The organism is Pseudomonas sp. B21-031, assembly GCF_024748985.1.
Classification (GTDB): Bacteria; Pseudomonadota; Gammaproteobacteria; order Pseudomonadales; family Pseudomonadaceae; genus Aquipseudomonas; species Aquipseudomonas kermanshahensis.
The window spans coordinates 4808692-4834701 of record NZ_CP087181.1; the positions used below are offsets into that span (position 1 = coordinate 4808692).

The 26010-nt window shown below is 64.0% G+C and carries 20 protein-coding genes and 1 tRNA gene; 13 read left to right on the forward strand and 8 right to left on the reverse strand.

Annotated elements, in window-relative coordinates; all coding sequences use genetic code 11:
• Position 1: 1 nt before the first annotated feature.
• The gene (locus LOY53_RS21430) at positions 2 to 1516 is read left to right on the forward strand and encodes a tripartite tricarboxylate transporter permease (protein ID WP_252825674.1); all 1515 of its coding nucleotides are present in this window, start codon (positions 2 to 4) and stop codon (positions 1514 to 1516) included.
• On the forward strand, positions 1509 to 2540 hold the full coding sequence (locus LOY53_RS21435; protein WP_258703271.1) for an AbrB family transcriptional regulator: 1032 nt from the start codon (positions 1509 to 1511) through the stop codon (positions 2538 to 2540). Before LOY53_RS21430 ends, LOY53_RS21435 begins: the two co-directional genes overlap by 8 nt.
• Before the next feature lie 100 nt (positions 2541 to 2640).
• On the opposite strand, the gene ung is transcribed toward LOY53_RS21435, so the two are convergent.
• Positions 2641 to 3333 (reverse strand): uracil-DNA glycosylase, encoded by a 693-nt coding sequence (gene ung / locus LOY53_RS21440; RefSeq protein WP_027594131.1) that lies wholly within the window; start codon positions 3331 to 3333, stop codon positions 2641 to 2643.
• Between the two features lie 126 nt (positions 3334 to 3459).
• On the opposite strand from ung, the gene LOY53_RS21445 reads away from it, so the two are divergent.
• A complete protein-coding gene (locus LOY53_RS21445) occupies positions 3460 to 4566 on the forward strand; it encodes an enoyl-CoA hydratase/isomerase family protein (RefSeq protein WP_252825676.1) in 1107 nt (368 codons plus the stop codon).
• A gap of 137 nt (positions 4567 to 4703) precedes the next feature.
• Here LOY53_RS21445 and LOY53_RS21450 read toward each other — a convergent pair whose 3' ends face one another.
• Complete coding sequence (locus LOY53_RS21450; protein ID WP_252825678.1) at positions 4704 to 5144, reverse strand: hypothetical protein; 441 nt, start codon at positions 5142 to 5144, stop codon at positions 4704 to 4706.
• Between the two features lie 212 nt (positions 5145 to 5356).
• On the opposite strand from LOY53_RS21450, the gene LOY53_RS21455 reads away from it, so the two are divergent.
• The 6 genes from LOY53_RS21455 (at position 5357) to LOY53_RS21480 (ending at position 11185) form a co-directional block, all read left to right on the forward strand.
• Positions 5357 to 6847, forward strand: coding sequence for a sensor domain-containing diguanylate cyclase (locus LOY53_RS21455; protein WP_252825680.1), 1491 nt, complete (start codon positions 5357 to 5359; stop codon positions 6845 to 6847).
• Positions 6840 to 7061 carry a cysteine-rich CWC family protein gene (locus tag LOY53_RS21460; RefSeq protein ID WP_252825682.1) on the forward strand — a complete coding sequence of 74 codons (222 nt, stop codon included), beginning with the start codon at positions 6840 to 6842 and terminating at the stop codon, positions 7059 to 7061. Before LOY53_RS21455 ends, LOY53_RS21460 begins: the two co-directional genes overlap by 8 nt.
• Positions 7062 to 7094: 33 nt before the next feature.
• Positions 7095 to 7787, forward strand: coding sequence for a pseudouridine synthase (locus tag LOY53_RS21465; protein WP_252825684.1), 693 nt, complete (start codon positions 7095 to 7097; stop codon positions 7785 to 7787).
• Positions 7788 to 8175: 388 nt separating this feature from the next.
• Entirely contained in the window at positions 8176 to 9060 is an 885-nt protein-coding gene (locus LOY53_RS21470) for an alpha/beta fold hydrolase (RefSeq protein WP_099430304.1), read from the forward strand.
• Positions 9061 to 9184: 124 nt separating this feature from the next.
• Positions 9185 to 9258: transfer RNA gene (locus LOY53_RS21475), tRNA-Gly, on the forward strand.
• 226 nt (positions 9259 to 9484) lie between these two features.
• Positions 9485 to 11185, forward strand: a complete 1701-nt coding sequence (locus LOY53_RS21480) for a SulP family inorganic anion transporter (protein ID WP_027594124.1) — start codon at positions 9485 to 9487, stop codon at positions 11183 to 11185.
• A 153-nt stretch (positions 11186 to 11338) separates the two neighbouring features.
• On the opposite strand, the gene LOY53_RS21485 is transcribed toward LOY53_RS21480, so the two are convergent.
• From LOY53_RS21485 to LOY53_RS21500, 4 genes are all read right to left on the reverse strand, one after another.
• A complete protein-coding gene (locus LOY53_RS21485) occupies positions 11339 to 12937 on the reverse strand; it encodes an alpha/beta hydrolase-fold protein (RefSeq protein ID WP_258703272.1) in 1599 nt (532 codons plus the stop codon).
• Between the two features lie 7 nt (positions 12938 to 12944).
• The gene (locus LOY53_RS21490; RefSeq protein WP_252825688.1) at positions 12945 to 15326 is read right to left on the reverse strand and encodes a TonB-dependent receptor; all 2382 of its coding nucleotides are present in this window, start codon (positions 15324 to 15326) and stop codon (positions 12945 to 12947) included.
• 72 nt (positions 15327 to 15398) lie between these two features.
• Positions 15399 to 16361 carry a FecR family protein gene (locus LOY53_RS21495; RefSeq protein ID WP_252825690.1) on the reverse strand — a complete coding sequence of 321 codons (963 nt, stop codon included), beginning with the start codon at positions 16359 to 16361 and terminating at the stop codon, positions 15399 to 15401.
• Positions 16354 to 16893, reverse strand: a complete 540-nt coding sequence (locus tag LOY53_RS21500) for an RNA polymerase sigma factor (protein WP_252825692.1) — start codon at positions 16891 to 16893, stop codon at positions 16354 to 16356. The genes LOY53_RS21495 and LOY53_RS21500 overlap by 8 nt, the downstream gene beginning before the upstream one ends.
• 134 nt (positions 16894 to 17027) lie before the next feature.
• Between LOY53_RS21500 and LOY53_RS21505 the strand changes: the two genes are divergently transcribed.
• On the forward strand, positions 17028 to 18038 hold the full coding sequence (locus tag LOY53_RS21505) for a DUF4917 family protein (RefSeq protein WP_252825694.1): 1011 nt from the start codon (positions 17028 to 17030) through the stop codon (positions 18036 to 18038).
• 306 nt (positions 18039 to 18344) lie between these two features.
• On the opposite strand, the gene LOY53_RS21510 is transcribed toward LOY53_RS21505, so the two are convergent.
• Both LOY53_RS21510 and LOY53_RS21515 read right to left on the reverse strand, forming a co-directional pair.
• Positions 18345 to 19565 carry an SAM-dependent methyltransferase gene (locus LOY53_RS21510; RefSeq protein ID WP_252825696.1) on the reverse strand — a complete coding sequence of 407 codons (1221 nt, stop codon included), beginning with the start codon at positions 19563 to 19565 and terminating at the stop codon, positions 18345 to 18347.
• 95 nt (positions 19566 to 19660) lie between these two features.
• Positions 19661 to 20278: a TPM domain-containing protein gene (locus tag LOY53_RS21515; RefSeq protein ID WP_252825697.1), complete on the reverse strand. Its 618-nt coding sequence runs from the start codon at positions 20276 to 20278 to the stop codon at positions 19661 to 19663.
• A gap of 186 nt (positions 20279 to 20464) precedes the next feature.
• Between LOY53_RS21515 and bglX the strand changes: the two genes are divergently transcribed.
• The 3 genes from bglX to LOY53_RS21530 all read left to right on the forward strand — a co-directional run bounded on the left by bglX (position 20465) and on the right by LOY53_RS21530 (position 25961).
• The gene (bglX, locus tag LOY53_RS21520) at positions 20465 to 22756 is read left to right on the forward strand and encodes a beta-glucosidase BglX (protein ID WP_027594116.1); all 2292 of its coding nucleotides are present in this window, start codon (positions 20465 to 20467) and stop codon (positions 22754 to 22756) included.
• A gap of 128 nt (positions 22757 to 22884) precedes the next feature.
• Complete coding sequence (locus tag LOY53_RS21525) at positions 22885 to 24642, forward strand: ATP-binding protein (protein WP_085273591.1); 1758 nt, start codon at positions 22885 to 22887, stop codon at positions 24640 to 24642.
• Positions 24636 to 25961, forward strand: a complete 1326-nt coding sequence (locus LOY53_RS21530) for a sigma-54 dependent transcriptional regulator (protein WP_085273592.1) — start codon at positions 24636 to 24638, stop codon at positions 25959 to 25961. The genes LOY53_RS21525 and LOY53_RS21530 overlap by 7 nt, the downstream gene beginning before the upstream one ends.
• Positions 25962 to 26010 lie beyond the last annotated feature (49 nt).

Here is a 26010-nt window from a genome sequence, read left to right on the forward strand (position 1 = left end):
CATGGATACCTTGAGCTACCTGGGCCAGGGCTTCGGCGTCGCCCTGAGCCCGTACAACCTGGTCACCGCCCTCAGCGGCACCCTGATCGGCACCGTGGTCGGCCTGTTGCCGGGCCTGGGCCCGATCAACGGCGTGGCCTTGCTGATCCCTATCGCCTTTGCCCTGGGCCTGCCGCCTGAGTCGGCGCTGATCCTGCTGGCCGCGGTGTACCTGGGCTGCGAATACGGCGGGCGCATCAGTTCGATCCTGCTGAACATCCCGGGCGAAGCGTCGACCGTGATGACCACCCTCGATGGCTACCCGATGGCCCGCCAGGGCCTGGCAGGCGTTGCCTTGTCGCTGTCGGCCTGGAGTTCGTTCATCGGCGCCTTCATCGCCACCTGCGGCATGGTGCTGTTCGCCCCGCTGCTGGCGAAATGGGCGATCGCCTTCGGCCCGGCGGAATACTTCGTGCTGATGGTGTTCGCCATTGTCGCCTTGGGCGGGATGGCCGGCGACAAACCGTTGAAGACCTTCATCGCTGCGCTGATCGGCCTGTTCCTGTCGGCAGTCGGCATCGACGCCAACAGCGGCGTCTACCGCTTCACCGGTGACAGCGTGCACCTGGCCGACGGCATCCAGTTCGTGGTGCTGGTGCTGGGGCTGTTCTCGATCAGCGAAATCCTCCTGCTGCTGGAAAAGACCCACCATGGCCACCAGGCTGTCAAGGCCACTGGGCGCATGCTGTTCAACATCAAGGAAGCGGCTTCGGTGTTCGCAGTGAACATCCGCTGCGGCCTGCTCGGCTTCATCATGGGCGTGCTGCCAGGTGCCGGCGCGACCCTGGCCAGCGCCGTGGCCTACATGACCGAGAAGCGTATCGCTGGCGAAAGCGGCAAGTTCGGCAAGGGCGATGCCCGTGGCCTGGCCGCGCCAGAAACCGCCATCGGCGCTTCCTGCTGCGGCGCCTTGGTCCCGATGCTGACCCTCGGCGTGCCAGGTTCGGGCACCACCGCGGTGATGATCGGCGCACTGACCCTGTACAACATCACCCCCGGCCCGCTGTTGTTCGAACAGCAGCCAGACATCGTTTGGGGCCTGATCGCCTCGTTGTTCATCGCCAACATCATGCTGGTGATCCTCAACATTCCGATGATCCGCATCTTCACCCGCATCCTCGCTGTGCCGAACTGGGCGCTGGTGCCGGTGATCGCGATCATCACCGGGATCGGCGTGTATGCCGTGCACGCCACCACCTTCGACCTGTTCCTGATGGTCGGCATCGGCATCATGGGCTACATCCTGCGCAAGCTGGACTTCCCGCTGTCGCCGATCCTGCTCGGCTTCATCCTCGGCGGGCTGATGGAGCAGAACCTGCGCCGTGCGCTGTCGATCTCCAACGGTGAGCTGGGCATCCTCTGGTCCAGCCCAATCAGCATGGGCGTGTGGGTCCTGGTGGTGTGCATGCTGTGCCTGCCGCTGCTGCGTATCTGGCGCAAGCGCAGCCTGCAGCGCCGGGCCATGGCTGATGCCTGATCGGTCGTTGCCCCTGTATTGGGCTACCGGGCTGGTCGGCCTTGCTGGCGGGTATCTCGCCAGCAAGGTCGGCTGGCCTTTGCCCTGGATGGTCGGCGCGTTGTTGGCGATCATCCTGGTGCGCTGCCTGACCCCCTGGCAGCTGTCGGAAATCCCCAATGGGCGCAAATGCGGGCAATGCATCATCGGCCTGGGCATCGGCCTGCACTTCACCCCCGCCGTGATCGAACAGGTGGGCAGCCACTTTCTGCTGATCTTCTTTGGCGCGCTGTTCACTACCCTGTCCAGCGTGATCAGTGTGTGGTTGCTGCGACGTACCGGCGAAGACCGCGCAACCGCCTTCTTCGCCAGCATGCCGGGCGGTTCGGGTGAGATGGTCAACCTGGGCGCGCGCAACGGCGCGGTGCTCAGCCAGGTGGCAGCGGCGCAAAGCCTGCGTGTGTTGGCAGTGGTGCTGTGCGTGCCGGCGCTGTTCAAGTTCTTGATGGGTGACGGCGTACCGCTAAATCATGCCGGCAGTGTGAGCTGGGGCTGGCTAGCGTTGATCGCCCCGCTGGGTATAGCCGCGGGCTTCATCTGGCAACGGTTGCGCCAGCCCAACCCTTGGCTGTTCGGGCCGCTGCTGGTGGCGGCGACGGTTAGCCTGGCGGGCAACCTGCAGATCGGCCTGCCTGATGGCGCTAGTCAAATCGGCCAGTGGCTTATTGGCAGCGGCCTGGCCTGCCATTTCAACCGCGCGTTTTTCCGCCGCGCACCTTCGTTTCTGGGCCGTACGTTGCTGGCCACGGCGCTGTGCATGTTGATTGCCGGCAGCGCAGCGTGGGGGTTGAGCGTGATGACTGCGCTAGACCTGCGTTCGCTGACCCTGGGGATGATGCCCGGCGGGATTGCGGAGATGAGCCTGACGGCGGAGACCCTGCAGCTGTCGGTACCGCTGGTAACGGCCTTGCAGGTAATGCGCTTATTGTTCGTGCTGTTTCTGGCGGAGCCGCTGTTCCGGCTCTGGAACGCAGAGAAAGCCTGAAATAACGCGTCGCCTGCCTCGCGGGCAAGCCCACAAGTATTGCACCGCTCCTGTAGGAGCGGGCTTGCCCGCGAAACAGGCGACGCGGTGTTTCATACCATCAAAGCGGCGGCAAGGCCCAGTTGATCGGTGCCAACCCACGCTGTTCGAGGAAGCTGTTGGCGCGGCTGAAGTGCCCGCAGCCGAGGAAGCCCCGATACGCCGACAAGGGCGACGGATGCACCGACTTCAGCACCAGGTGCTTGGTGCCATCGATCAGCTTCTGCTTGCCCTGGGCATGCGCGCCCCACAGCAGGAACACCACGTTCGGGCACTGCTCGCTGACCACCTGGATGACCCGGTCGGTAAAGAACTCCCAGCCCTTCTTGGCATGTGAAGCCGCATTGGCGCGCTCAACGGTCATGGTCGTGTTGAGCAGCAGCACGCCTTGCTCGGCCCAGCTCTGCAGGTAGCCGTGGCTGGCGATTGGAATGTTCAGGTCGCGCTGCAGCTCTTTGTAGATATTGACCAGCGACGGCGGCGTGGCGATGCCCGGCTGCACCGAGAAGCACAGGCCATGGGCCTGGCCTGGGCCGTGATACGGGTCCTGGCCGAGGATCACCACCTTGACCTGCTGCAACGGCGTCGAGTTAAGGGCATTGAAGATCAGCGGGCCCGGTGGGTAGATCTCTTTGCCGGCCGCGTGCTCCTGGCGCAGGAATTCGCGCAGCTGATGCATGTAGGGCTGGTCGAATTCGTCGCGCAATGCGGCTTTCCAGCTGGGTTCGAGTTTGATGCGATCGTCGTCAGTCATGGGGCCATCCGTAAACAATGGCGCGACACTAGGTAAGCCTCCTCCGCTTGTCAAACGATCCGACCGACGACCGGCGTGATCCCGCAGGCAGGCCATACTTGTGCGATGACCTGCGAGAGGTAGTCCATGTCTATTCATTGCGAGGTACTCACCGGTGCCGATGGCGCCTGCATCGGCATCGCCACCCTGGATACACCCAAGGCGCTCAATGCGCTGAACCTGAGAATGATCGAAGTGCTCGGCGAGCAGTTGCACGCCTGGGCCCGCGACCCTGGCGTGGTCTGCGTGCTGCTGCGAGGCAATGGCGCCAAGGCGTTCTGTGCCGGGGGCGACGTGAGGGCGCTGGCCCAGGCTTGCCGCGATCACCCGGGCAGCGTGCCGCCGCTGGCCGCCACCTTCTTCGCTGCCGAGTATCGCCTCGATTACCTGCTGCACACCTACCCCAAGCCGCTGCTGTGCTGGGGGCACGGGCATGTGCTGGGTGGCGGCATGGGGCTGCTGCAGGGCGCCAATGTGCGCATCGTCACGCCCAGCAGCCGGCTGGCGATGCCAGAGATCAGCATCGGCCTCTATCCCGACGTCGGCGCCAGCTGGTTCCTCGCCCGTCTGCCGGGCAAGCTGGGGCTGTTCCTGGGGCTGACCGGTGCCCCGATCAATGCCCGCGATGCCCTCGACCTGGGTCTCGCCGATCGTTTCTTCGGCGAGCACCAGCAGGAGGAGCTGATCGATGAGTTGTTGCAGCTGAACTGGCAGGAGCAAACCGAGTTGCAGCTCAACAGCCTGCTCAAGGCCGAGCAGCATCGTGCCTGCGAGGAGCTACCCGAGGCGCAATGGCTGCCCCGCCGCCAAGTGATCGATGAGCTGCTGGATGTCGCCGACCCCGCCGGCGCGTGGCATGCGCTGCAAGGCCTGAAATATCACAACGACCCTGTGCTGGCCGAAGCGGGTGAACGCCTGCATGAGGGGTGCCCGTTGACCGCGCACTTGGTGTGGGAACAGATCCGCCGGGCCCGGCACCTGTCATTGGCGCAGGTATTCCAGATGGAGTTCGGCATGAGCCTGAATTGCTGCCGTCATCCGGAATTCAGCGAAGGGGTGCGCGCGCGCCTGCTGGACAAAGACAATCAGCCGCGCTGGCACTGGCCGGATGTGGCGCAGGTGCCAGCGGCGGTGGTCGAGGCGCATTTTACGAAGGTCTGGGAGGGGCGCCACCCGCTGGCGGATTTGGATTGATTATCTGCAACCGGGCCGCTGCGCACCCCAATCGCCGGCAAGCCGGCTCCCACAGGTGCGGCGCTAGCCTTGGAGGCTATACAATACGGGTGGGAGTCGGCTTGCCGGCGATTGGGCCGCACAGCGGCCCCAATTCATCACCGCTGCCAGTTGCGGCCCTGCCCCCGGCCGCCATCTGGCCTGCGGTCACGGTCCCCTCGCCCATTGGAATGCCAACGATCATTCTGATACCGCTGGCTGCCATCGCGATAGTCATGGCGGTCACGGTCACGCCCATAGTCATAGCGCTGGCGATTGCCGTAGTCATACCGCGGGTTGCCATGCCACTGGTTCATGCCTGGCTGCGGGTGGGGCCTGTATTGCGGCACCGGCGCCGGGCGGTAATAACGAGGTGCGGGCTGGTAGTAGTAGCGCGGCTGCGGCGTTACATAGTAGCGGTCGTATCGGTAATACCCCGGCGACACATAACGGTCGGTGGAGTAGTAATCCGATCGGTAGTAGCCCCCGCCGCCGTAGTAAGGGGCGCAGGCAGACGTCATCAGACCCAGTAGGGCGATCAACAGCATTCGATAGGACATGGCGGCCTCCTGGACCGCTGGAGTGCCCGAACAGCGGCGCTGGCGAGCGTCGATGCAAAACGCGTTCATCGACACTGAATAAGACCGCCATCCCGAGGTGCAGTGCCATTTTTGCAATAATTTGAAACAGGTGCGATAACCCTGAAAAACTTGCAGTCATTTGCCGGTCATCTCACTAGAATGACCGCCTTGGCACACATCACGGGAAGATCATGCCTGCACGTTCCGCTCTGTTTTCGCAGCGTTCGCTGATCGTCACCCTGCTGATGCTGCTGGCCAGCGGCTTTCTCGCCACTTCCCTGCTCAGCTACTTCGCCTCACGCAGTGCCATTCGCGATGGCATCGTCAATACCGAATTGCCGCTGACCTCCGACACGGTCTATTCGGAAATCCAGAAAGACCTGATCCGCCCTGTGCTGATCGCCTCGATGATGGCCCAGGACACCTTCTTGCGGGACTGGGTACTGTCCGGGGAGCAGGACACCCAGCGCATCACCCGCTACCTGGGCGAGATCATGGGCAAGCAGGACATCTTCACCTCGTTCTTCGTCTCCGACCGCAGCCTCACCTACTACCAGGCCAAGGGCGTACTCAAGCAGATCAAGCCCGGCAGCTGGCGCGATGCCTGGTACTTTCGCCTGCGCGACCTCAAGGCACCCTATGAGATCAACGTCGACCTGGACATGGCCAACCAGGACAGCCTGACGGTGTTCATCAACTACCAGGTGCTGGACTACCAACACCGCTTCATCGGCGCGGCCGGGGTGGGCTTGAGTGTGTCGTCGGTGGTCAAGCTGATCGACGAGTACCAGCGCCGCTACCAACGCTCGGTGCTGTTCACCGATGCCAAGGGCAAGGTCCTGCTGACCGGCTCCGAAGGTGGCCCCCACGGCTTGCGCGTTGGCCAGCCGCTTAGCGACAACCCCGAGCTGAGCGACCTGCTGGCACAGCAACCGGTACCTGGCGAAGGCAGCCACGAATACCGCGACAGCGACAACCACAGCCACTTTCTCAACGTGCGGCACCTGCCCGAGCTGGACTGGTACCTGCTGGTCGACAAGCGCGAAACCGGTACCCTGGACCGCATCCGCCACTCGCTGTACCTGAACCTGGCGATCTGCGCGATGATCACCCTGGTGGTGCTGTTACTGGTGCATGCGATGGTCAAGCGTCACCAGGCCAGCACCGAGGCGCTGGCTACCCTCGACAGCCTCACCGGCCTGCCCAACCGGCGCAGCTTCGACCTGCTGGCCGCCCAGGCGCTGCATGAGGCCCAGCGCGACAGCGGCCCGCTGGTGGCGCTGCTGATCGACCTTGACCACTTCAAGGTGCTCAACGACACCCATGGCCACCTGGCCGGCGACGAAGTGCTGCGCCAGTTCGCCAATGTGCTGCAGGGTAGCCTGCGCCAGTCGGATATACTCTGCCGCTGGGGCGGTGAGGAATTCATCGTGTTGCTGCGAGAGGCAGAAGGCCGGCAAGCGGTCGAAGTGGCGGAAAAAATCCGCCGCCGCACCGAACAGCTGACCTTCAGCTACGACGACCGACCGTTGCGCCTGACCACCAGCATCGGCCTGAGCAGCCTGCAACCGGGCGATACCTTGCATGCCCTGCTGACCCGCGCCGACCGTGCGCTCTATTGTGCCAAGCAGGCCGGCCGCAACCGCGTCTGCAGTGAAGTTTCCGGACCTGACCATGAATGACAGCCAGCACTGCCCCGCCTGTGGCGCCCTGAACCAGTGCAGCCTGGCCGACCCTCGCAGCGCCACGCAGGCCTGTTGGTGCTACAGCGTGACCATCGACCCCGCCGTGCTCCAGGCCCTGCCTGCCGAGCTGCGTGACAAGGCCTGCCTGTGCCCGCGCTGCGCAGTGGTTGAAGCGCAACTGCAGGCAGCGCCGCCCGGCACAAAGCGCTAGACTGCGCGGCCTTCGACTTCAGCCCTGTTCGCCATGCGCCTCGACCGTTTTCTTGCCAATTTGCCCTGCTACAACCGCCAGCACGTTCGCCTGCTGCTGGTGCAGCGTCGCGTGCGGGTCGATGGCCAAGTGGCGGCCGACCCGTTGACGGAGGTGCGTGAGTTCAGCCGCGTCGAGGTGGATGAGCAACTAGTGCAAGCCGGGCGACCGGCGCGCTACCTGATGCTCAACAAGCCGACCGGGTGCGTCAGCGCCACCCAGGACCCACAACACCGCACGGTACTCGAGTTGCTGCCCGCGGAACTACGCGACGACCTGCACATTGCCGGGCGCCTGGACTTCAACACCACCGGCCTGCTGATCCTGACCAACGACGGCCAATGGTCGCGTCGCCTGACCCAGCCAACGACCAAACTGCCGAAGCATTACCTGGTAGAGACCGAGGACGAGATTGGCGAGCATTATGCTGCCAAGTTCCACGAAGGCCTGTATTTCGCCTTCGAAAACCTTACCACCCTGCCCGCCCAACTCGACATCCTTGGCCCCCGCCAGGCCCGGTTGGCAATCGTCGAGGGGCGGTACCACCAGGTCAAACGCATGTTCGGCCACTTCGACAACAAGGTGGTGGGGCTGCACCGCGAAAGCATGGGCGCGATTCGCCTGGATCCGGCGTTGGCACCGGGGGCATTCAGGGCGTTGACGACCGAGGAAATCGCCTCGGTCTAGGTTGTTTGCACTGGCCTCTTCGCGGGCTTGCCCGCGAAGAGGCCAGAAAAGGCAACACGGGCAGTGTCACACGACCGCCCGGCGGCCCAAGTCACATTTTCCCCCGAACGGCACTTGCAGGATCCCCAGCCCACTGCTTGAATCCAAATCGTCAGTCTGCATGTGACTCATGAGTCACGCCCGCAGTCGAAGACACCTTTTTGCCGGCCACCCAACGCCTAGATGCCTTGGGGCACGGCAAATTGCCCGCCAAAAACAATACCGTCGACATGTGTGCCAAGGATCGACACAGGGCCCCCGGTTACTCTTCAAGGCAAATGCCTACCTGTCATAAAGAACGTGCACCCTAGGTGACGCGAATACCCTTTTTGCGCCAGGAGTCGATGACATGAGGCCAGAAATCGCTGTACTTGATATCCAAGGTCAGTATCGGGTTTACACGGAGTTCCATCGCGCGGATGCAGCCGAGAAGACGATCATTTTGATCAACGGTTCGCTGGCCACCACGGCCTCGTTCGCCCAGACAGTGCGGAACCTGCACCCACAATTCAACGTCGTGCTGTTCGACCAGCCGTACGCCGGCAAATCCAAACCGCACAACCGCCAGGAACGGCTGATCACCAAGGAGACCGAGGCGCATATCCTCCTTGAGCTGATCGAGCACTTCCAGGCCGATCACGTGATGTCGTTTTCGTGGGGCGGTGCGAGCACGCTGCTGGCGCTGGCGCACCAGCCGCGGCGAGTGAAGAAGGCTGTGGTCAGCTCGTTCTCGCCGGTGATCAACGAACCGATGCGCGACTACCTGGACCGTGGCTGCCAGTACCTGGCCGCCTGTGATCGCTACCAGGTCGGCAACCTGGTCAACGACACCATCGGCAAGCACCTGCCGTCGCTGTTCAAGCGCTTCAACTATCGCCACGTGAGCAGCCTGGACAGCCACGAGTACGCGCAGATGCACTTCCACATCAACGAAGTGCTGCAGCATGACTTGGAACGGGCATTGAGCGGTGCGCGCAACATCGACATCCCGGTGCTGTTCATCAACGGCGACCGCGATGAGTACACCACGGCTGAAGATGCGCGCGAGTTCGGTCGCCATGTGGGCAAGAGCCACTTCAGCGTGATTCGCGATGCTGGGCACTTCCTCGACATGGAGACCAAGGCGGCCTGCGAAGATACCCGCAGCGCGCTGCTCGGCTTCCTCAAGCCGACCGTGCGTGAGCCACGTCAACGCTACCAGCACGTACAGGGGCAGCATGCACTGGCCATCTGAGCGCCTCGGCGTCCTGTAGCCCATTACCCGCAGGCTATGGGTCGCCGACAAGCTTTTTTATAACCCTTTTTATAACTAGGGCTTCTAATTCGATGAGGGTTCTGGTAAAAAGTCGAACGCAGACGCGGGTATAGTTTAGTGGCAAAACGAAAGCTTCCCAAGCTTTAGTTGAGGGTTCGATTCCCTCTACCCGCTCCACCTCGCATTTCCGCATGGCGTTCCAGCAACGTCATCGCTGTCAAAAGGAGCCTCGGCTCCTTTTTTCGTTTCTGCCTATTCGTTTTCATGCCCCTTTGTTGATCTGGCCCATGGCCACCTCCCGGCCACTGCGCTTGAATGCGTGGCCGGCGAATCCGCTTGCAAGCGAAACGGCTTGAAGCGCATATGCTTGATGGATTCGTGAAACATTTCGAAAGGACCGCGCATGTTTCTGTCCCGCTGGCTACCTGGCCTCGCCAACCTGTTGCACTACCGCCGTGAGTGGTTTCATGCCGACCTGCAGGCTGGGCTTTCGGTGGCGGCTATCCAGATCCCCATCGCCATCGCTTACGCACAAATCGTCGGCCTGCCGCCGCAATATGGCCTGTATGCCTGCGTGCTGCCGATGATGGTGTATGCGCTGATCGGCAGCTCGCGTCAGCTGATGGTCGGCCCGGACGCCGCCACCTGCGCGATGATCGCCGGGGCCGTGGCACCGCTGGCGCTGGGCGACCCGCAGCGTATTGCCGAGCTGTCGGTAATTGTCACCGTGCTGGTGGGCGTGATGCTGATCGGGGCGGGGCTGGCCAGGGCCGGGTTCATCGCCAGCTTCTTCTCACGGCCGATCCTGATCGGCTACCTCAATGGTATTGGTCTGAGCCTGATCGCCGGGCAGTTGTCCAAGGTGGTCGGGTTCAAGATCGAGGGCGACGGGTTCATCCTCAGCTTGGTCAACTTCCTCCAGCGCCTGGGCGAGATTCATGGGGTGACCCTGGCCATCGGCCTGTCCGCGCTGGCGCTGCTGATCTGGCTCCCGCAGCGCTACCCACGGCTACCGGCGGCGCTGGTGGCGGTGGCCCTGTTCACGGTTGTGGTAGGCCTGTTCGGCCTGGACCGCTTCGGTGTCGCCATCCTCGGCCCGGTACCGGCCGGCATGCCGCAACTGGCTTGGCCGCAAAGCAACCTGGCAGAAATGAAAAGCCTGCTGCGCGACGCTCTGGGTATCGCCACCGTCAGTTTCTGCAGCGCCATGCTCACAGCGCGCAGTTTTGCTGCACGCCATGGCTACGCCATCAACGCCAACCATGAGTTCGTGGCGCTCGGGGTGAGCAACCTGGCGGCCGGGATGTCCCAAGGCTTTGCCATCAGTGGCGCCGACTCGCGTACCGCAGTCAACGACATGGTCGGCGGCAAGAGCCAGCTGGTCGGCATCATCGCTGCGCTGGTGATCGCCCTGATCCTGCTGTTCTTCACCGCCCCCATGGCCTGGATCCCCCAGGCGGCGCTGGGGGCCGTGTTGCTGATGGCGGGATGGGGGCTGATCGACATCAAGTCGCTGAAGAGCATCAGGCGCCTCAGCCGCTTCGAGTTCTGGCTCTGCCTGCTGACCACGGTCGGGGTGCTGGGCCTGGGCGTGCTGCCGGGTATCGTGTTTGCCGTGACCCTGGCGATCCTGCGCCTGCTGTACAGCATCTACCAGCCCACCGACGCAGTGCTGGGCTGGCTGCCGGGCACCGAGGGCCAAGTCGACATCCGCAAGTTCAAGGACGCCCGCACCGTGCCGGGGTTGGTGGTGTATCGCTTCGACGACGCGATCCTGTTCTTCAACGCCGACTACTTCAAGATGCGCCTGCTGGAAGCCGTGCAGAGCCAGGCCCAGCCCAAGGTCGTGCTGTTCGATGCCGAAGCGGTGACCAGCATCGACGTCAGCGGCATTGCGGCGCTGCGCGAAGTCCGCGACACCCTGGCCGCCCAAGGCATCTTCTTCGCCATCGCCCGCGCCCGCGGCACCTTCCTGCGCATGCTGGTGCGCTCAGGGATGGCACGGGAGATGGAGGACAAACTGCTGTTCGGCTCGGTACGCGCCGGGATCCGCGCCTATCGGGTGTGGCGGAACAGGAGTCGCCACGTGTCAACGCCGGAGTAAAACGCGTCAAAGTGCTTACGCTGAATCCAGGCCAATCACCCTCTACTGTAGGAGCAGCCTTGTGCTGCGAAGAGGCCAGTGACAACACATACTCTACGCTGTTAGCGCTGGCCTCTTCGCAGCACAAGGCTGCTCCTACAGGGATGCAGGGCATCAACGGTATTCAGCGCATGCCTGGGAACTGGCCTCACCCGGCCTGCCGATCAGGCTCACCAGGCCACACGGCAGTGACCCGCGCCATTGCAGGTAATCATGCCCCGCGGGGTACTCCACCGCTTCCACCGCATAGCCCTTGGCACGCAACACATCGCGCAGGTGGCGGTTGGTATCCAGAATCGTCGGCCCTTCAAACAGCCCCGATTGCAGGTAGAAACGTAGCGGCTTGGGGGTTGCCCGGACGTACTCACGGGTCAGCCAGCCCGGCTCTTCACCGTCCTTGGCCCACCAGTACGACCCCGACAGGCTCAGCACATTGCCGAACAGCTCAGGGTGCATCAGGCCCAGGTAGGACGCGGCCAGCCCCCCGTAGCTGGAGCCGGCGATTACCGTGCTGGCCGCGGGTGCACTCAGGCCTTGTTGTCGCGCCCACGGCATTAGTTGTTCGGCCATGAAACGTGCAAACCGTGGGTTGGGTGGCAGTTCCTGCTGGCGGCTGAGGTCGCTGGGGTTGGCGATGATGATGGCTGCCGTAGGCGGGATCAGGCCATCGGCGATCAGGTTGTCGAGAAGGGTCGGCGTAGGCACTTGGCGGGTATAGGCGTGGGCGTCGAACAGCACCAGCAAGGCCTGGCCTGCAGCACCCGGGCGCCAGCCAGCCGGTCGGTACAGGTAGACATCGCGCGTATTGCCGAGCACGTCGCTGGCCAGGCGCTTGCGTTCGAGCGTGCCACGGGCGATACCCGGCCGTTCGGCTACCCAGGGTTGCGGGGGCGCATCCGGTAATTCCAGGCGTGAACGCGAGAGCCAGGCATCACCGCTGCTGTCGGCGAAGGTGGCAGGGTTGAGCGGGTCGCGGCGCGTGGTGGCAAGAATCACCCGGCGGTCATCCGACAGTGGCACATCAGGCGCCAATTGGTAGCTGAGCCGGGTGCTGGCCGGGACCTCGAAACTGGCGAACCAGACATCGCTGGTGCCAAGCCGTTGCAGCGCTTGGTGACGGCCCGAAGGCGCGCCGAACATCCGCACATTGTGCTGGGCGCCGCGCCACAGAAACGTCACCAGGCGCTGCTGTGGCTGGCCCGGTAGCCGCTCGACCAGCGGCGTGCCCTGGGCCTTTCGCGCGTTCCAGAACGCCTCGGTATCACCGCCCTGGGCAAGCTGCCCGGCCAACTCGGCCAGGGCCGGGCTGGCCAGCCGTGGTGGGCTTCGCTGCTGCTCGGCACGCGCCAGCACCTGCTCCAGGCGCAGGCTGAAAGGGGCGCCTGGGCGCCCGTCCAGTGGCTCTGCACGCAAGCCGTATGCCCCCGGGCTGTCGGCGACAAAGATGAACGCGCGCGGCTGGTCCTGGCCGTCGATCAACAAGCGCAAGGGCCTGCCCTGCGGGTCCAGCAGGCGCAGGCTGACGTCGCCGTCGACCCGGCCGCGCACCAGGTCGCCCGCCTTGAGCACAACGTGCCAGACCGTACTGCCTGCGGACATGGCCTGGCCGTTGACAGCCTGGCCGGGCTGCAGCGTGGCTTCGCTTGCAGCCTGCGCCGCGGCGCTGGTCAACGCCAGCAGCAAGGCGCAACGGATGAGAGAGTTGCGGTTCATGCGCACCTCAGAAGTCGACGCTGGCGGACAGCTTCAAGGTGCGCGGTTCGCTGACGGTGGCATACCCCGGGTTGAACACCCCTGCCCAGTAGGCGCGATTTTCGACGTTCTCCAGGCTGGCGCGCAGGGTCACGTCCTTGTTCAGCACGCGGGTGGCGTAGCGCGCGCCTAGGTCGTAGCGCGTCCATTGTGGGATCTTCAGCGTGTTCTCGTCGTCCAGGTACTGCGAGCTGCTGTGAATGCCCAGTGCCGTCAGGGTCAGGCCATCGACCCAGGGCAGGTCCCACTCGGCGCCGAGGTTGGCCGACCAGGCCGGTACGCCGCGGGCGGTGTTGCCATCCAGGGTGCCGTTGGCCGTCTTGCTCAGTTCGGCCCGGGTGTAGGTCACCCCGCCCAGCAGGCGTACGCCAGGGGCGGCTTCACCGAACATGTTCCATTCCACGCCACGGTTACGCTGCTCGCCATCATCGGTGTACCAGAAGGTGTCGCCGCGGGTGTTCTTGACCATGCTGGGTTTCTCGATCTGGAACACCGCCAGGGTATGACTGAACGTGCCCAGGTCCCACTTCACGCCCGCTTCCATCTGCTTGGCCACGTACGGCGCAAATTGCTCGTCCTTGTTCAGCGCCCCCACCTCGGTCACCGTGCCACCTTGGGTCAGGCCTTCGATGTAGTTGGCGTACAGCGACACCGGCGCATCCCAGGGCTTGACCACGATGCCAAAGGCCGGGGTCAGTTTGCGTTCGTCATAGGCGCTAGGCTTGCTCATCTTCTGCCGAACCCGCTGGGCACGCGCACCCAGGGTCAGCAACACACGCTCGTCGAAGAAACCGAGGGTGTCGGCCAGGGCGAAGCTGGACAAGGTATTGTCGCCGGTCTTGTCGTTCGAGCCGTGATCACCGGCAATCACCCCTTTGACCGGGCGATAGAGGTTGGTGTCGTAGGTGGCGCCGGTGACCGTGGGCGCTCGGCCGATGTCCTGGTGCAGCAGCGACGTCGTCAACACCAGCTGGTGGGTGACCGGCCCCGTCATGAAGTTGCCACGCAGGCCGGCCTCGCTGGACAGGCTGTGGGTGTAGCCGGCCTGGTTGTAAGTCTGCCCCTTGGCGCTGCCATCGGCCGCCTGCACCCGGATGCGGGTGCCGTTCAGGAAGCCGTCGTAGTACGTGCGCGCCCCACCCACACTGGCAAAAGCCGTCCAGTCGTCGTTGAGCTGGTACTCGCCGCGCAGCACCACTGCCTTGCTGACTTGTTTGGCATAAATGCCTTCCAGCACGTTGGTGTCGGGCTTGGGCGCCTTGGTCACGTAGCCCAGCTCGCTGAAGCCCGCCATCATCGGGCTGCCGTTGTCGAGTTTCTCATGGGTCTCGTAGGCATCCAGTTCGAGCTTGAAGTCGTCACCTCGGTAATCCAGCGCCAAGGCGGCCAGCGTGCGGTCCTTGGACTGTTCGTCGACGCCCATGTCGCCACTGCCATACACCCCATTGAAGCGGACACCAAAGCGCCCATCCGCAAAGCGTCGGGCCACGTCGATGTGCTGGGCAAAGTAGCCGTCGGAAACGTAGCTTGTGGTCAGCCGGGTCAGTGGAGCATCGCCGGCACGCTTGGGTACCAAGTTGACATTGCCGCCCACCCCGCCATTAGGCGCCATGCCGCTGAGCAATGCGCTTGGGCCTTTGAGCACTTCGACCCGTTCGAGGAATTCGGTCGGCACATGGCCATCTGGCGCCAGGCCGTACAGGCCATTTACCGCCAGCTCCGAGGACTCCAGGCCATAGCCACGGATCATGAAATTCTCGTAGGCATGGCCTTCGCCCGTGCTGAAGCGGATCGAAGGGTCATTGCGCAACACGGCGCCAACCGTGCCGCTCTGCTGGTCGGCGATGGTCTTGGCAGTGTAGGCGGTGATGTTGAACGGCGTGTCCATGATGTCGCGATTGCCTAGCATGCCAAGCCGTGCACCGCGCGCCACCTGGCCGCCGCTGTAGGCCTCAGGCAGTTCGCTGTTGAAACCGGCGGCGTTGACGTTGGTGGCGCCGAGGGTCAAGGCGCCGTCCTCAGCGGTGCTGCGCAGGGTCACCACACCGTTGTGCTCCTCGGCCACCAGGTCGGTGCCGATCAGCAACTGCTGCAAGGCTTGCAGCACGCTGAAGCGCCCGTGCAGGGCTGGCGCAGTGCGGCCCGCGAGTACCCGGCTGTCGGCGGCAATGGCCACACCGGACTGGCGGGCAAGTGCGTGCACCGTGGTTTCCAGCGATTGGCTCGGAAAATCCAGGGCCAGTGGCTGGCTGTCAGCCAGGGCCATGCCCGGCGACAACAGGCTGCCCAAGGCACAGGCCAGGGCCAGGTGGCGCAGGGGCACGGATAAACGGGTGGAGGCGAACGACATGAAGGGTCCTTGCTCTTGGAGGGGTTCACCGTTGATGACGCCGCTCCAGCGGCTTACCCCTCAAAACTTTTTTCAGCGCGCCAACAGTTCCACCCTGCCCTGCCGTTCGCTCAGGCGCACCGGCAGAATGCGTGGCAACGCTTCCAACAGTTTCTGCGGCTGATCGATCGGGAAGCTACCGGTCAGCTTCAGTTCCGCGACTTCCGGCGCCAGCAGCACGGGCTGCGGCAGATAGGCATTGAGCTCGCCGATCACTTCGCGCAGCGACTGGTCGGTGTAAGACCACCAACCGCGTTGCCAATGGTCGACGTCCGGGCCGAGTTGCCCCTGGGCATGCAGGTTGCTCAGGTGCCCCTGACCATCGATGCAGACACGCTCGCCAGCGCCAAGGGTACGTTCGCCACCGTGCAGGTCACGTACCTGAACCCGGCCGCGGGCCACCGCCACGAACACCCGGTCACCCCGGTCGCTGACCGTGAAGGCCGTGCCCACCACCTGCACACTGCCCACACGGGTGCTGATATGGAAGGGCCGCCAGCGCTCATGGGCGACGTCGAAGAAGGCATTGCCGTGCAGCAGCATCACCTGGCGCTGACCATGGTCGAAGCGGATACGCAGGTTGCTCTCGGCCGCCACCAGCAGTTGGCTGCCATCGGGCAAGGCCAGGCTGCGGGGCTGTTCGCCGTGCGCGGTCTGCAGGTCTTGCTGGAAGGCGCCGGTGCGCTGCCACATCCAGCCCAGCCAGCCACCTGCCGCCAGCAGTACCGCCAACGCGCCGCCCTGGCGCAACAGGCGCCGACGGCTCGGATCATGCGGCTGCGGCTGCAGGGCGCCGCGCAATTGCGGCGCCAGGCGATGCACCAGTTGCCAGCGCTGCTCGGCCTCAAGCCAGGCGCGCTCATGTTCGTCGCTCTTCCGCCGCCAGCGCAGCGCCTGGCCGCTGGCTTCGCGCACGCGCGTGGGGTCGTCGCCATGCATCGCCGCGAGGTAGACCAAGGCCTGTTGCACCTTGCGTGCGGCAACCGGGTCAGCCATGGCGGCTGGCCAGGCGCAGTTCGGAGAGGTCGAACACAGCACGGGCGATGTGCAATTCCACCGACTTGGCCGACAGCGCCAGCGCCTCACACACCTCGCGATGGCTCTGGCCATACAGCCGCACCCGCACGAACACTTCGCGGCGTAGGCGCGGCATGCGCTCAATCAGTGCAATCAGTTGCTGCAGCTGCTCGCGCGCGATCAGGATGTCCTCGACGCTAGGGCTCAAGCCGTCGACGCGCACCAGCCAATCCTCCAGCGCCGCCAACTCGGTGCTGCGCCGCCGGTACTGATCGATGCACAAGTTACGCGCCGCCTGGAACAACAACGCGCGCGCATTGAGCACCGGCGCATGCAGCGCGTGGGCATAGGCCTGGGCAAAGCTGGACTGAGCGATGTCTGCGGCGTCGTCGGGGTTGCGCAGGCGCCCGCTGAGGTAGCGACGCAGGTCACTGTAGTTGGCCAGCAGATCATCGACGACCGCCTGCAAGGCCGGCGCAGGGCCGCTCCAGGGTGTGGAAAAGGATGTCATTGAAGGTGAGTGTCGCTAATAGGAATCCGTATCATTCTCACACATGACTTCTTGTCCTCGCCAGCCTCAATCACCTAGCGCTTGAATGACATGCTACAGTCGCCCGGTTTTCCGCTCCGCCCTACGGACCCCGTATGCCCGCACTTGACGCTTACCTCACCCCCTGGCCAGAACTCGACCAACGCCACCCTTGCGACGCCCTGCTGCTGGGCAACGGCGCCAGCCGTGCACTGTGGAAGCCGTTTGGCTATTTCTCGCTGTTCGAGGAAGCGCAGCGCGCGGGCCGCAAAAAAGGCCTGGCGATCAGCGACCAAGCCTTGTTCAAGTCACTCGCCACCGAATTGTTCGAGCCCGTGCTCAGCGCCCTCAACAGCACGGTGCGGGTCAACGCGGCGCTGGCCATCAACTCCACTGCACCGCTGAACCGCTACTACTCGATCAAGGAAGCGCTGATTCATGCCGTGCGCACAGTGCACCTGCCATGGCCGCTGATGCCAGCCGCCACGCTGGCCATGCTGAACCAAGCCTTGCGCGGCTATCGCAATATCTACACCAGCAATTACGACCTGATCGTGCCTTGGGCCGTGCAGCACGCCCCACAAGGGTTTGCCGAGCTGTTTGATGAGCAAGGCTTTTTCGACGTACGCCGCACCCGCAGTGAAGGCACCCGCGTGCTGCACCTGCATGGCGGCCTGCACCTGCTGAAACTGCCGGACGGCACCACCCGCCAACGCAGCGCAGAGAGCGCCGAATTGCTCGATGGCTTTGCCGTGAACATTCCGGGTGAAGTGCCCTTGTTCATCAATGAAGACCGCAGCGACGAAAAGCTGCGCGCCATTCGTCACTCGGACTACCTCAGCTGGTGCTTGGCGCAATTGGCGCAGGAGAGCCAGGGGCTATGCCTGTTCGGGCAGCATCTGGACAGCAGTGACCAGCACCTGGTCGAGGCGATTCGACAGGCACACCCTCGCCATTTGTCGATTGCCATTCGGCCGTTGGGGGAGGCGTCGGTGATCAATCAGAAGCAGCACTTCATTGATCGGTTCGGGGATTTGCCGGCGACTGCGCTGCACTTTTTCGATGCGAGTACGCACCCGTTGGGGTTGGCTGACTTGGCGATCGAGGTGCCGGCTGCTCGGCGTTGAGTTAGGTATCTGTTCGCCACAACATTTTTGGCGCCTTTGAGGCCGAGCGCCGCCCGCGGCGCTTCGCAGCACAAGGCTGCTCCTACATCTGTTTCGGGCCAGTCACGCCTGTGAAGGCGGCGCGCGAACGCCTTGTTGGTCCGACTCGATATTGAGGCGTGCACGAAGGGGCCGCGCGACCATGCCACAGGAGTAATTGGCCCGAAACAGATGTAGGAGCAGCCTTGTGCTGCGAAGCGCCGCGCGGGCGGCGCTCGGTCTTACAGCCGCTGCAGTACTCACGGCATGCGCACAAAAGCCCACCCCTCAACCCTCAATCAACCCATCCCCCCGCAACAACGTCTCCAGGCAATGCTCCTGCACCCCATAAAACCCCTTGAGTTGCGCAATCTTCTCCAGCAGCGCCGCGTTATCCACCGGCTGTTTGCGCTTCACCGCAAGAATCATCTTGTTCTTGTTGGTGTGTTCCAACGAAATGAACTCGAACACCTTGGTTTCATAACCACAGGCTTCCAGGTACAGCGCTCGCAGGCTGTCGGTGAGCATCTCGGCCTGCTGCCCCAGGTGCAACCCATACTGCAGCATCGGCTGTAACAAGCCTGGGCTGTGAAGTTGCGGGCGGATCTGTTTGTGGCAGCACGGCGAGCACATGATGATCGCGGCGTTGCAGCGGATGCCGGTGTGAATGGCGTAGTCAGTGGCGATGTCGCACGCGTGCAGGGCGATCATTACCTCGATGGCTTCGGGCACCACGCTGCGTACATCGCCGCACTGAAACTCAAGGCCCGGGTGGTCCAGCCGCGAGGCCGCGGCGTTGCACAGGTCGACCATCTCCTGGCGCAGCTCCACGCCGGTCACCTGGGCATCGCGGCCCAACGTGTTACGCAGGTAGTCGTGCATGGCGAAGGTCAGGTAACCCTTGCCCGAGCCAAAGTCGGCTACGCGCAGGGCTTGTTCGGCCGGCAGCGGCGCGCTGGCCAGGGCGTGCTCGAACACCTCGATGAACTTGTTGATCTGCTTCCACTTGCGCGACATCGACGGGATCAGCGCACCTTGCGCATCGGTTACGCCCAGGTCACGCAAAAAGGGCCGTGACAGCTCCAGGTAACGCTTTTTCTCCCGGTCATGGCTACTGCTCGCAGCCGCATCACGCGGCGCCTGGGCGCCGTGGCGCTGGAGCATGGGCTTGCCTTTCTTGCTGAAGGTCAGCTGTACCTCGCCGTCCGCATCGAACAGGTGGGCATTGCGAAAGCTCTCAGGCAGCAGCTCGGCAACCAACACTTCGGCCTGCTCCAGTGGCAGGTTACGGGTGATGTCACGGGTCTGATGGCGATACACCAGCGACAGGCAGGGCTGGCCCTTGACCTGCAGTGGCTTGGCGATGATCCGCTGCAGGGTCTGGTCGGCACCCACATGGCGCGCCAGCACCAATTTGACCAAGGTATTGCCGTGCAGGGCAGCGCTCAGCAGCTCAAGGAACTGGGCGCGCGCATCTGGCGCAGTGGAAGCGGAAGGACTGGCGGACATGAAAAACGGTGCCTCGAGTTGCGGGGAGCGCGTTGCGCAATGCCACGCATTCTACAGGTGTGAGGCTGGCCCCCCAATCCATACGCCTGCTTTTGTCAGTCCAGAATCACCAAACGGTTGGGCAGTTCGTTGCGGGCATGGGTGGGCGGCACGTGCTCGCTGAGCAACTCGCCGCAAGCATCGATGCAATCGACAAAGCCCTGCAAGGTCCGGCCCTGACGCACCTGCTCGGCAAAGCGCCCTACGATGGCCGCGCGGGCGCTGGCATCGAGGTATTGCTCGACCCCTCGGTCGACCAGGATTTCCACGTGCCGCTCCGCTTCGCTGACGAAAATCAGCACCCCCGTGGCACCGTGGGTGCGCTGCAGGTTCTGCTCGCGAAACTGCTGGCGGGCCAGGCTCGACGCCCGCCAGCGGCGCCAGGCACGCGGGATCAGCCAGCCGGCCAGGCGCGGGTGGCGCAGCAGCAGGCACAAGCCGATGAACAGCACGACGTTGGCCACCAGCAGGCCACGGATACCGGGCCAGCCCAGCAGCATCTGCAGCAAGCCCGGCACGGCCAGCGCCAGCACCGCGGCCCAGAACAGTGGCAGGTAGGCGTAATCGTCGGCACGGCGGGCCAGCACCGTTACCAGTTCGGCATCGGTGCGCCGTTCGGCACGGGCAATGGCTTCGGCGATCTGACGTTGATCGTATTCGTTGAGGGGGGTCATGCCAGCGGTCTCTCGATCGTTCTTATTGTTGTTGTCCAGGCATTCAGGGTGCCATCGGCCGCCGACATATTCAGGCATAATCCGCCGCTGGAAGAATCGCCCCCGAACTGTACAACAATAGCCGCCTGAAAACTTCGGCCGCGCGCGTATCACGGTGGATACGGCAGAGGCCCCACAACGGAATTGATGATGAAACTGTCTTTGCTGGGCCTGGCCATGGGCCTTGTCAGTCAGGCGGCCCTCGCCGCCCCTACCGCTCCGCCCCTGCAGGACAAGCAGGCGTTCATCGATCACCTGATCAGCCAGATGACCGAGGCCGAAAAAATCGGCCAACTGCGCCTGATCAGCATCGGCCCGGAGATGACCCACGAGCAAATCCGCGAAGAAATCGCCGCAGGCCGCATAGGTGGCACCTTCAACTCGCGCACCGCGCCCGAGAACCGGCCGATGCAGGACGCCGCCATGCGCAGCCGCCTGAAGATTCCGATGTTCTTCGCCTACGACACCATTCACGGCGAGCGCACCATTTTCCCGATCGGCCTGGGCATGGCCGCGACCTGGGACATGGACGCGATTGCCAAGGTCGGCCGCACTGCCGCCATCGAGGCCGCTGCCGACGCCCTGGACATGACCTTCGCGCCGATGGTCGACATCGCCCGTGACCCGCGCTGGGGCCGCACCAGTGAAGGCTTTGGTGAAGACACCTACCTGACCTCGCGAATCGGCCAGGTGATGGTCCGCTCGTTCCAGGGCAGCAGCCCGGCCAACCCCGACAGCATCATGGCCATCGTCAAGCACTTTGCCCTATATGGCGCGGTGGAAGGCGGCCGCGACTACAACACGGTCGATATGAGCTTGACGAAAATGTACAACGACTACCTGCCGCCCTACCGCGCCGCGCTCGATGCCGGTGCTGGCGGGGTCATGGTGGCGTTGAACTCGATCAACGGCGTGCCGGCCACCTCCAACACCTGGTTGATGAACGACCTGCTGCGCAAGGAGTGGGGCTTCAAAGGTGTGACCATCAGTGACCACGGCGCCATCCAGGAACTGATCCGCCACGGGGTTGCCCGTGATGGCCGTGAAGCGGCCAAACTGGCGATCAAGGCCGGTATCGACATGAGCATGAACGACACCCTGTACGGCGAAGAGCTGCCCGGGCTGCTCAAGGACGGTGAAGTAACCCAGGGCGAACTGGACCAGGCGGTGCGCGAAGTGCTTGGCGCCAAGTACGACATGGGCCTGTTCAAAGACCCGTACGTGCGGATCGGCAAAGCCGAAACTGACCTCAAGGACTACTACGGCAACGACCGCCTGCACCGCGACGCCGCGCGTGACGTGGCCCGCCGCAGCCTGGTCCTGCTGGAAAACCGCAACCAGACCCTGCCACTGAAGAAGGCCGGCACCATTGCCCTGGTCGGCCCATTGGCCGATGCGCCGATCGACATGATGGGCAGCTGGGCGGCCGACGGCAAACCGGTGCATTCGGTGACCGTCCGCGAAGGCCTGCGCCGCGCCGTAGAAGGCAAGGCCAAGCTGGTCTACGCCAAGGGTTCCAACGTCACCGGCGACAAGGCGATGTTCGACTACCTGAACTTCCTCAACTTCGACGCCCCGGAAATCGTCAACGACCTGCGCCCTGCCGCGGTATTGATCGATGAAGCGGTCAAGGCCGCGCAGCAGTCCGACGTGGTGGTCGCGGTGGTCGGCGAGTCGCGTGGCATGTCTCACGAGTCGTCGAGCCGTACCACCCTGGAAATTCCGGCCAGCCAGCGCGAACTGATCAAGGCCCTGAAAGCCACCGGCAAGCCGCTGGTACTGGTGCTGATGAATGGCCGCCCGCTGTCGATTGCCTGGGAACGCGAGCAGGCCGACGCCCTGCTGGAAACCTGGTTCAGCGGCACCGAAGGCGGCAATGCCATCGCTGACGTGCTGTTCGGCGACTACAACCCGTCCGGCAAACTGGCCATCACGTTCCCGCGTTCAGTCGGGCAGATTCCGATGTACTACAACCACACGCGCATTGGCCGGCCGTTCACACCCGGCAAGCCCGGCAACTACACCTCGCAGTACTTCGAAGAGCCCAACGGGCCGCTGTATCCGTTTGGTTATGGCTTGAGCTACAGCAGCTTCGAATTGTCGGGCCTGGCCCTGTCGAGCAAGGACCTCAAGCGTGGCGCTACGCTGGAGGCCAAGGTCACGGTGAAGAACACCGGCAAGCGTGACGGCGAGACCGTGGTGCAACTGTATCTGCAGGATGTCTCGGCCTCCATGAGCCGCCCGGTCAAAGAGCTGAAGAATTTCCAGAAACTGATGCTCAAGGCTGGCGAGTCGCGAACCTTGACCTTCAGCATCAGTGAGGAAGACCTGAAGTTCTACAATGGCCAACTGCAGCGGGTTGCCGAGCCTGGGGAGTTCAATGTCCAGGTAGGGCTGGACTCCGAGGCGGTGCAGCAGAAAAGTTTCGAGTTGTTGTAAGCGGTTGAACGCCGGTACTGGCCCTATCGCCAGCAAGCCGGCTCCCACAGGGGCACTGCAATACCTGTGGGAGCTGGCTTGCCAGCGATAGGGCCGGCACTGAATTCCTCATCTTTCGGATCCGCCCCATGCCGTTTTCCTTTCGCGCCCTGCGTCTGGGGCTGATCGTCCTGTTCATCCTGCTTGGCACCGCGCTCAGCGCCGGCTGGGCCATGCACCAGGCCAAGCGCCAGGCCATGGCAGACGACGCCCAGCGCGCCAGCCAGCAACTGGGCCTGTACGCCAACGCTCTGCATACCCTGATCGAACGCTACCGCGCCCTGCCCGCCGTGCTGGCGCTCGACCCGGAGCTGATCGCAGCCCTGCGCGGCCCGGTCAGCGAGCCGGTACAAGACGCCCTGAACCGCAAGCTTGAACGCATCAACGGTGCCGCCAACTCGTCTACCCTCGAACTGCTCGACCGCACCGGGCTGGCCATCGCGGCCAGTAACTGGCGGCTGCCGAGCAGCTACGTGGGCTCCAATTACGGCTTTCGCCCCTATTTCAAACAGACCCGCAGCCAGGGCAGCGGCCGCTTCTACGCGGTGGGTGTGACCAGTGGCGTGCCAGGCTACTTCCTGGCCAGCGCAGTGAATGATGAGCATGGCCGCTTCCTCGGTGCCATGGTGGTCAAGCTCGAATTCCCCGAGCTGGAACGTGAATGGCGCCAGGGCAACGATATCCTGCTGGTCAGCGATGCGCGTGGCATCACCTTCATCGCCAACCAGGACGGCTGGCGCTACCGCGAGCTGCAGCCGCTGAGCGGCGCTGACCGTGCAGAACTGGCTGAGACCCGCCAGTACGACAAACAGCCCCTGGTGCCCCTGCAGCATCAGGTACTGACCCGTTTTGCCGACAATAGCCACCTGGCCCGCGTGCAAGGCCCGGAGGGCGTCGCCGAATACCTGTGGGAACGCCTGCCGCTGCAAGGTGAAGACTGGACCTTGCACCTGTTGCGCAAACCGCAGGTCGCCGCCGACGGCCGAAACGCCGCCCTTGGCGCTGCGGCCGTGTGGCTGAGCCTGGTCTTCGCGGCGCTGTTCGTCAGCCAGCGCCTGCGCCTGGCACGCTTGCGCCAGCGCAGCCGCGAAGCACTCAAGCGCCAGGTCGAAGAACGCACCCGTGAACTGCGCACCGCGCAGGAAGGCCTGGTGCAATCGGCCAAGCTGGCTGCACTCGGGCAGATGTCGGCGGCCATGGCCCACGAGATCAACCAGCCACTGACCACCCAGCGCATGCAGCTGGAAACCCTGCGCCTGCTGCTCGACCATGGCCGCTACGACGAAGCGCGCAAGGCCCTTGAACCCCTGGAACAGATGCTCACGCGCATGGCCGCGCTTACCAGCCACCTGAAGACCTTTGCCCGCAACAGCCCGGTCGGGCTGCGCGAGCGCCTGGACCTGGCCGGCGTGGTCGACCAGGCCCTGCACCTGCTGGATACCCGTATTCGCAGCGAGGGCGTCGAGGTCGCGCTGTACCTGGCACGCCCGGCCTGGGTGCGCGGGGACGCCATCCGCCTGGAGCAAGTGCTGATCAACCTGCTGCGCAATGCCCTCGACGCCATGGCCGACAAACGCTACAAACGCCTGGAAATTCGCATCGAGCTGGATCACGACCAGTGGCGCCTGAGCGTGCTCGATTCGGGGGGCGGTATTGCCGAAGAACACTTGGCCAAGGTCTTCGACCCCTTCTTCACCACCAAACCCGTGGGCGAAGGGCTCGGCCTTGGCCTGGCCATTTCCTACGGCATCGTCCACGAGGCCGGCGGCCAACTGCAGGCCGAAAACCTGCCGGGCGGCGCCCGCCTGAGCCTCACCCTGCCCCGCGACCTGGAGCCTGTATGTTGAATTCAGTGATCGTCGTCGATGATGAAGCCAGTATCCGCACGGCGGTCGAGCAATGGCTGAGCCTGTCCGGCTTCAGCGTGCAACTGTTCGCCCGCGCTGAGGATTGCCTGGCGCAATTGCCACAGCACTTTGCTGGCGTGATCATCAGCGATGTGCGCATGCCGGGCATGGATGGCCTGCAATTGCTCGAGCGCCTGCAGGCAGAGGACCCCGACCTGCCGGTAATCCTGCTGACTGGCCATGGCGATGTGCCGATGGCGGTGGACGCCATGCGCAAGGGGGCCTACGACTTCCTCGAAAAACCCTTCACCCCGCAGCACCTGCTGGGCAGCCTGCGTCGCGCCCTGGAAAAGCGCCAACTGGTGCTGGAGAACCGCCGGCTGCACGAGCAGGCCGACCTCAAGTCACGCCTCGAAAACACCCTGCTGGGCATGTCCCAGGGCCTGCAACAGCTGCGCCGGCAGGTGCTGGAGCTGGCCGGCCTGCCGGTCAATGTGCTGATCCGCGGCGAAACCGGCAGTGGCAAGGAGCGCGTGGCCCGCTGCCTGCACGACTTCGGCCCGCGTGCGGGCAAACCCTTCGTGGCCCTCAACTGTGCGGCAATCCCTGAGTCACTGTTTGAGGCCGAGCTGTTCGGCCATGAGAGCGGCGCCTTCACCGGCGCCCAGGGCAAGCGGATCGGCAAGCTTGAGTATGCCAACGGGGGCACGGTGTTTCTTGACGAGATCGAGAGCATGCCCCTCGCCCAGCAGGCAAAACTGCTGCGGGTGATCCAGGAACAGAAGCTCGAACGCTTGGGCGCCAACCAGAGCATCAGCGTCGACCTGCGCATCATCGCCGCGACCAAACCGGACCTGCTGGAAGAAGCCCGCGCCGGGCGCTTTCGCGAAGACCTCGCCTATCGCTTGAACGTTGCCGAGCTGCGCTTGGCCCCCTTGCGAGAGCGACGTGAGGACATTCCCTTGCTGTTCGAGCACTTTGCCCGTGCTGGCGCTGAAAAACTGGGCAGAACAGCGCCGCCGCTTAGCGGCAGCCAGTTGGCGCAGCTGCTTTCCCACGACTGGCCGGGCAACGTGCGCGAGTTGGCCAACGCGGCGGAGCGGCATGCGCTGGGGCTGGGTTCGCCGAACATAGAAGTGGCACCGGCCGGGCAGTCGCTGGGCGAGCAGATGGAGGCGTTTGAAGCGCAGTGCTTGCGGGCGGCGTTGCGTCAGAGCAAAGGGGAGATCAAGGGGGTGATGGAAGCTTTGCAACTGCCGCGGCGTACGCTGAACGAGAAAATGCAGCGGCACGGGTTGGTGCGGGAAGACTTCCTGTAATAGGCGAATTTCTGCTTACCGCCAGCGCTATATGAGCGGAAATCCGCTC

Excerpts from the sequence above, each read along its gene's own strand:
- LOY53_RS21490 (WP_252825688.1), bottom strand. The coding sequence starts at position 15,326 with ATGTCGTTCGCCTCCACCCGTTTATCCGTGCCCCTGCGCCACCTGGCC.
- LOY53_RS21500 (WP_252825692.1), bottom strand. The coding sequence starts at position 16,893 with ATGACATCCTTTTCCACACCCTGGAGCGGCCCTGCGCCGGCCTTGCAG.
- LOY53_RS21455 (WP_252825680.1), top strand. The coding sequence starts at position 5,357 with ATGCCTGCACGTTCCGCTCTGTTTTCGCAGCGTTCGCTGATCGTCACC.
- LOY53_RS21530 (WP_085273592.1), top strand. The coding sequence starts at position 24,636 with ATGTTGAATTCAGTGATCGTCGTCGATGATGAAGCCAGTATCCGCACG.
- LOY53_RS21450 (WP_252825678.1), bottom strand. The coding sequence starts at position 5,144 with ATGTCCTATCGAATGCTGTTGATCGCCCTACTGGGTCTGATGACGTCT.
- LOY53_RS21510 (WP_252825696.1), bottom strand. The coding sequence starts at position 19,565 with ATGTCCGCCAGTCCTTCCGCTTCCACTGCGCCAGATGCGCGCGCCCAG.
- LOY53_RS21460 (WP_252825682.1), top strand. The coding sequence starts at position 6,840 with ATGAATGACAGCCAGCACTGCCCCGCCTGTGGCGCCCTGAACCAGTGC.
- LOY53_RS21485 (WP_258703272.1), bottom strand. The coding sequence starts at position 12,937 with ATGAACCGCAACTCTCTCATCCGTTGCGCCTTGCTGCTGGCGTTGACC.
- LOY53_RS21525 (WP_085273591.1), top strand. The coding sequence starts at position 22,885 with ATGCCGTTTTCCTTTCGCGCCCTGCGTCTGGGGCTGATCGTCCTGTTC.
- LOY53_RS21515 (WP_252825697.1), bottom strand. The coding sequence starts at position 20,278 with ATGACCCCCCTCAACGAATACGATCAACGTCAGATCGCCGAAGCCATT.
- LOY53_RS21495 (WP_252825690.1), bottom strand. The coding sequence starts at position 16,361 with ATGGCTGACCCGGTTGCCGCACGCAAGGTGCAACAGGCCTTGGTCTAC.
- LOY53_RS21465 (WP_252825684.1), top strand. The coding sequence starts at position 7,095 with ATGCGCCTCGACCGTTTTCTTGCCAATTTGCCCTGCTACAACCGCCAG.
- LOY53_RS21445 (WP_252825676.1), top strand. The coding sequence starts at position 3,460 with ATGTCTATTCATTGCGAGGTACTCACCGGTGCCGATGGCGCCTGCATC.
- LOY53_RS21480 (WP_027594124.1), top strand. The coding sequence starts at position 9,485 with ATGTTTCTGTCCCGCTGGCTACCTGGCCTCGCCAACCTGTTGCACTAC.
- LOY53_RS21435 (WP_258703271.1), top strand. The coding sequence starts at position 1,509 with ATGCCTGATCGGTCGTTGCCCCTGTATTGGGCTACCGGGCTGGTCGGC.
- ung (WP_027594131.1), bottom strand. The coding sequence starts at position 3,333 with ATGACTGACGACGATCGCATCAAACTCGAACCCAGCTGGAAAGCCGCA.
- LOY53_RS21430 (WP_252825674.1), top strand. The coding sequence starts at position 2 with ATGGATACCTTGAGCTACCTGGGCCAGGGCTTCGGCGTCGCCCTGAGC.
- LOY53_RS21470 (WP_099430304.1), top strand. The coding sequence starts at position 8,176 with ATGAGGCCAGAAATCGCTGTACTTGATATCCAAGGTCAGTATCGGGTT.
- bglX (WP_027594116.1), top strand. The coding sequence starts at position 20,465 with ATGATGAAACTGTCTTTGCTGGGCCTGGCCATGGGCCTTGTCAGTCAG.
- LOY53_RS21505 (WP_252825694.1), top strand. The coding sequence starts at position 17,028 with ATGCCCGCACTTGACGCTTACCTCACCCCCTGGCCAGAACTCGACCAA.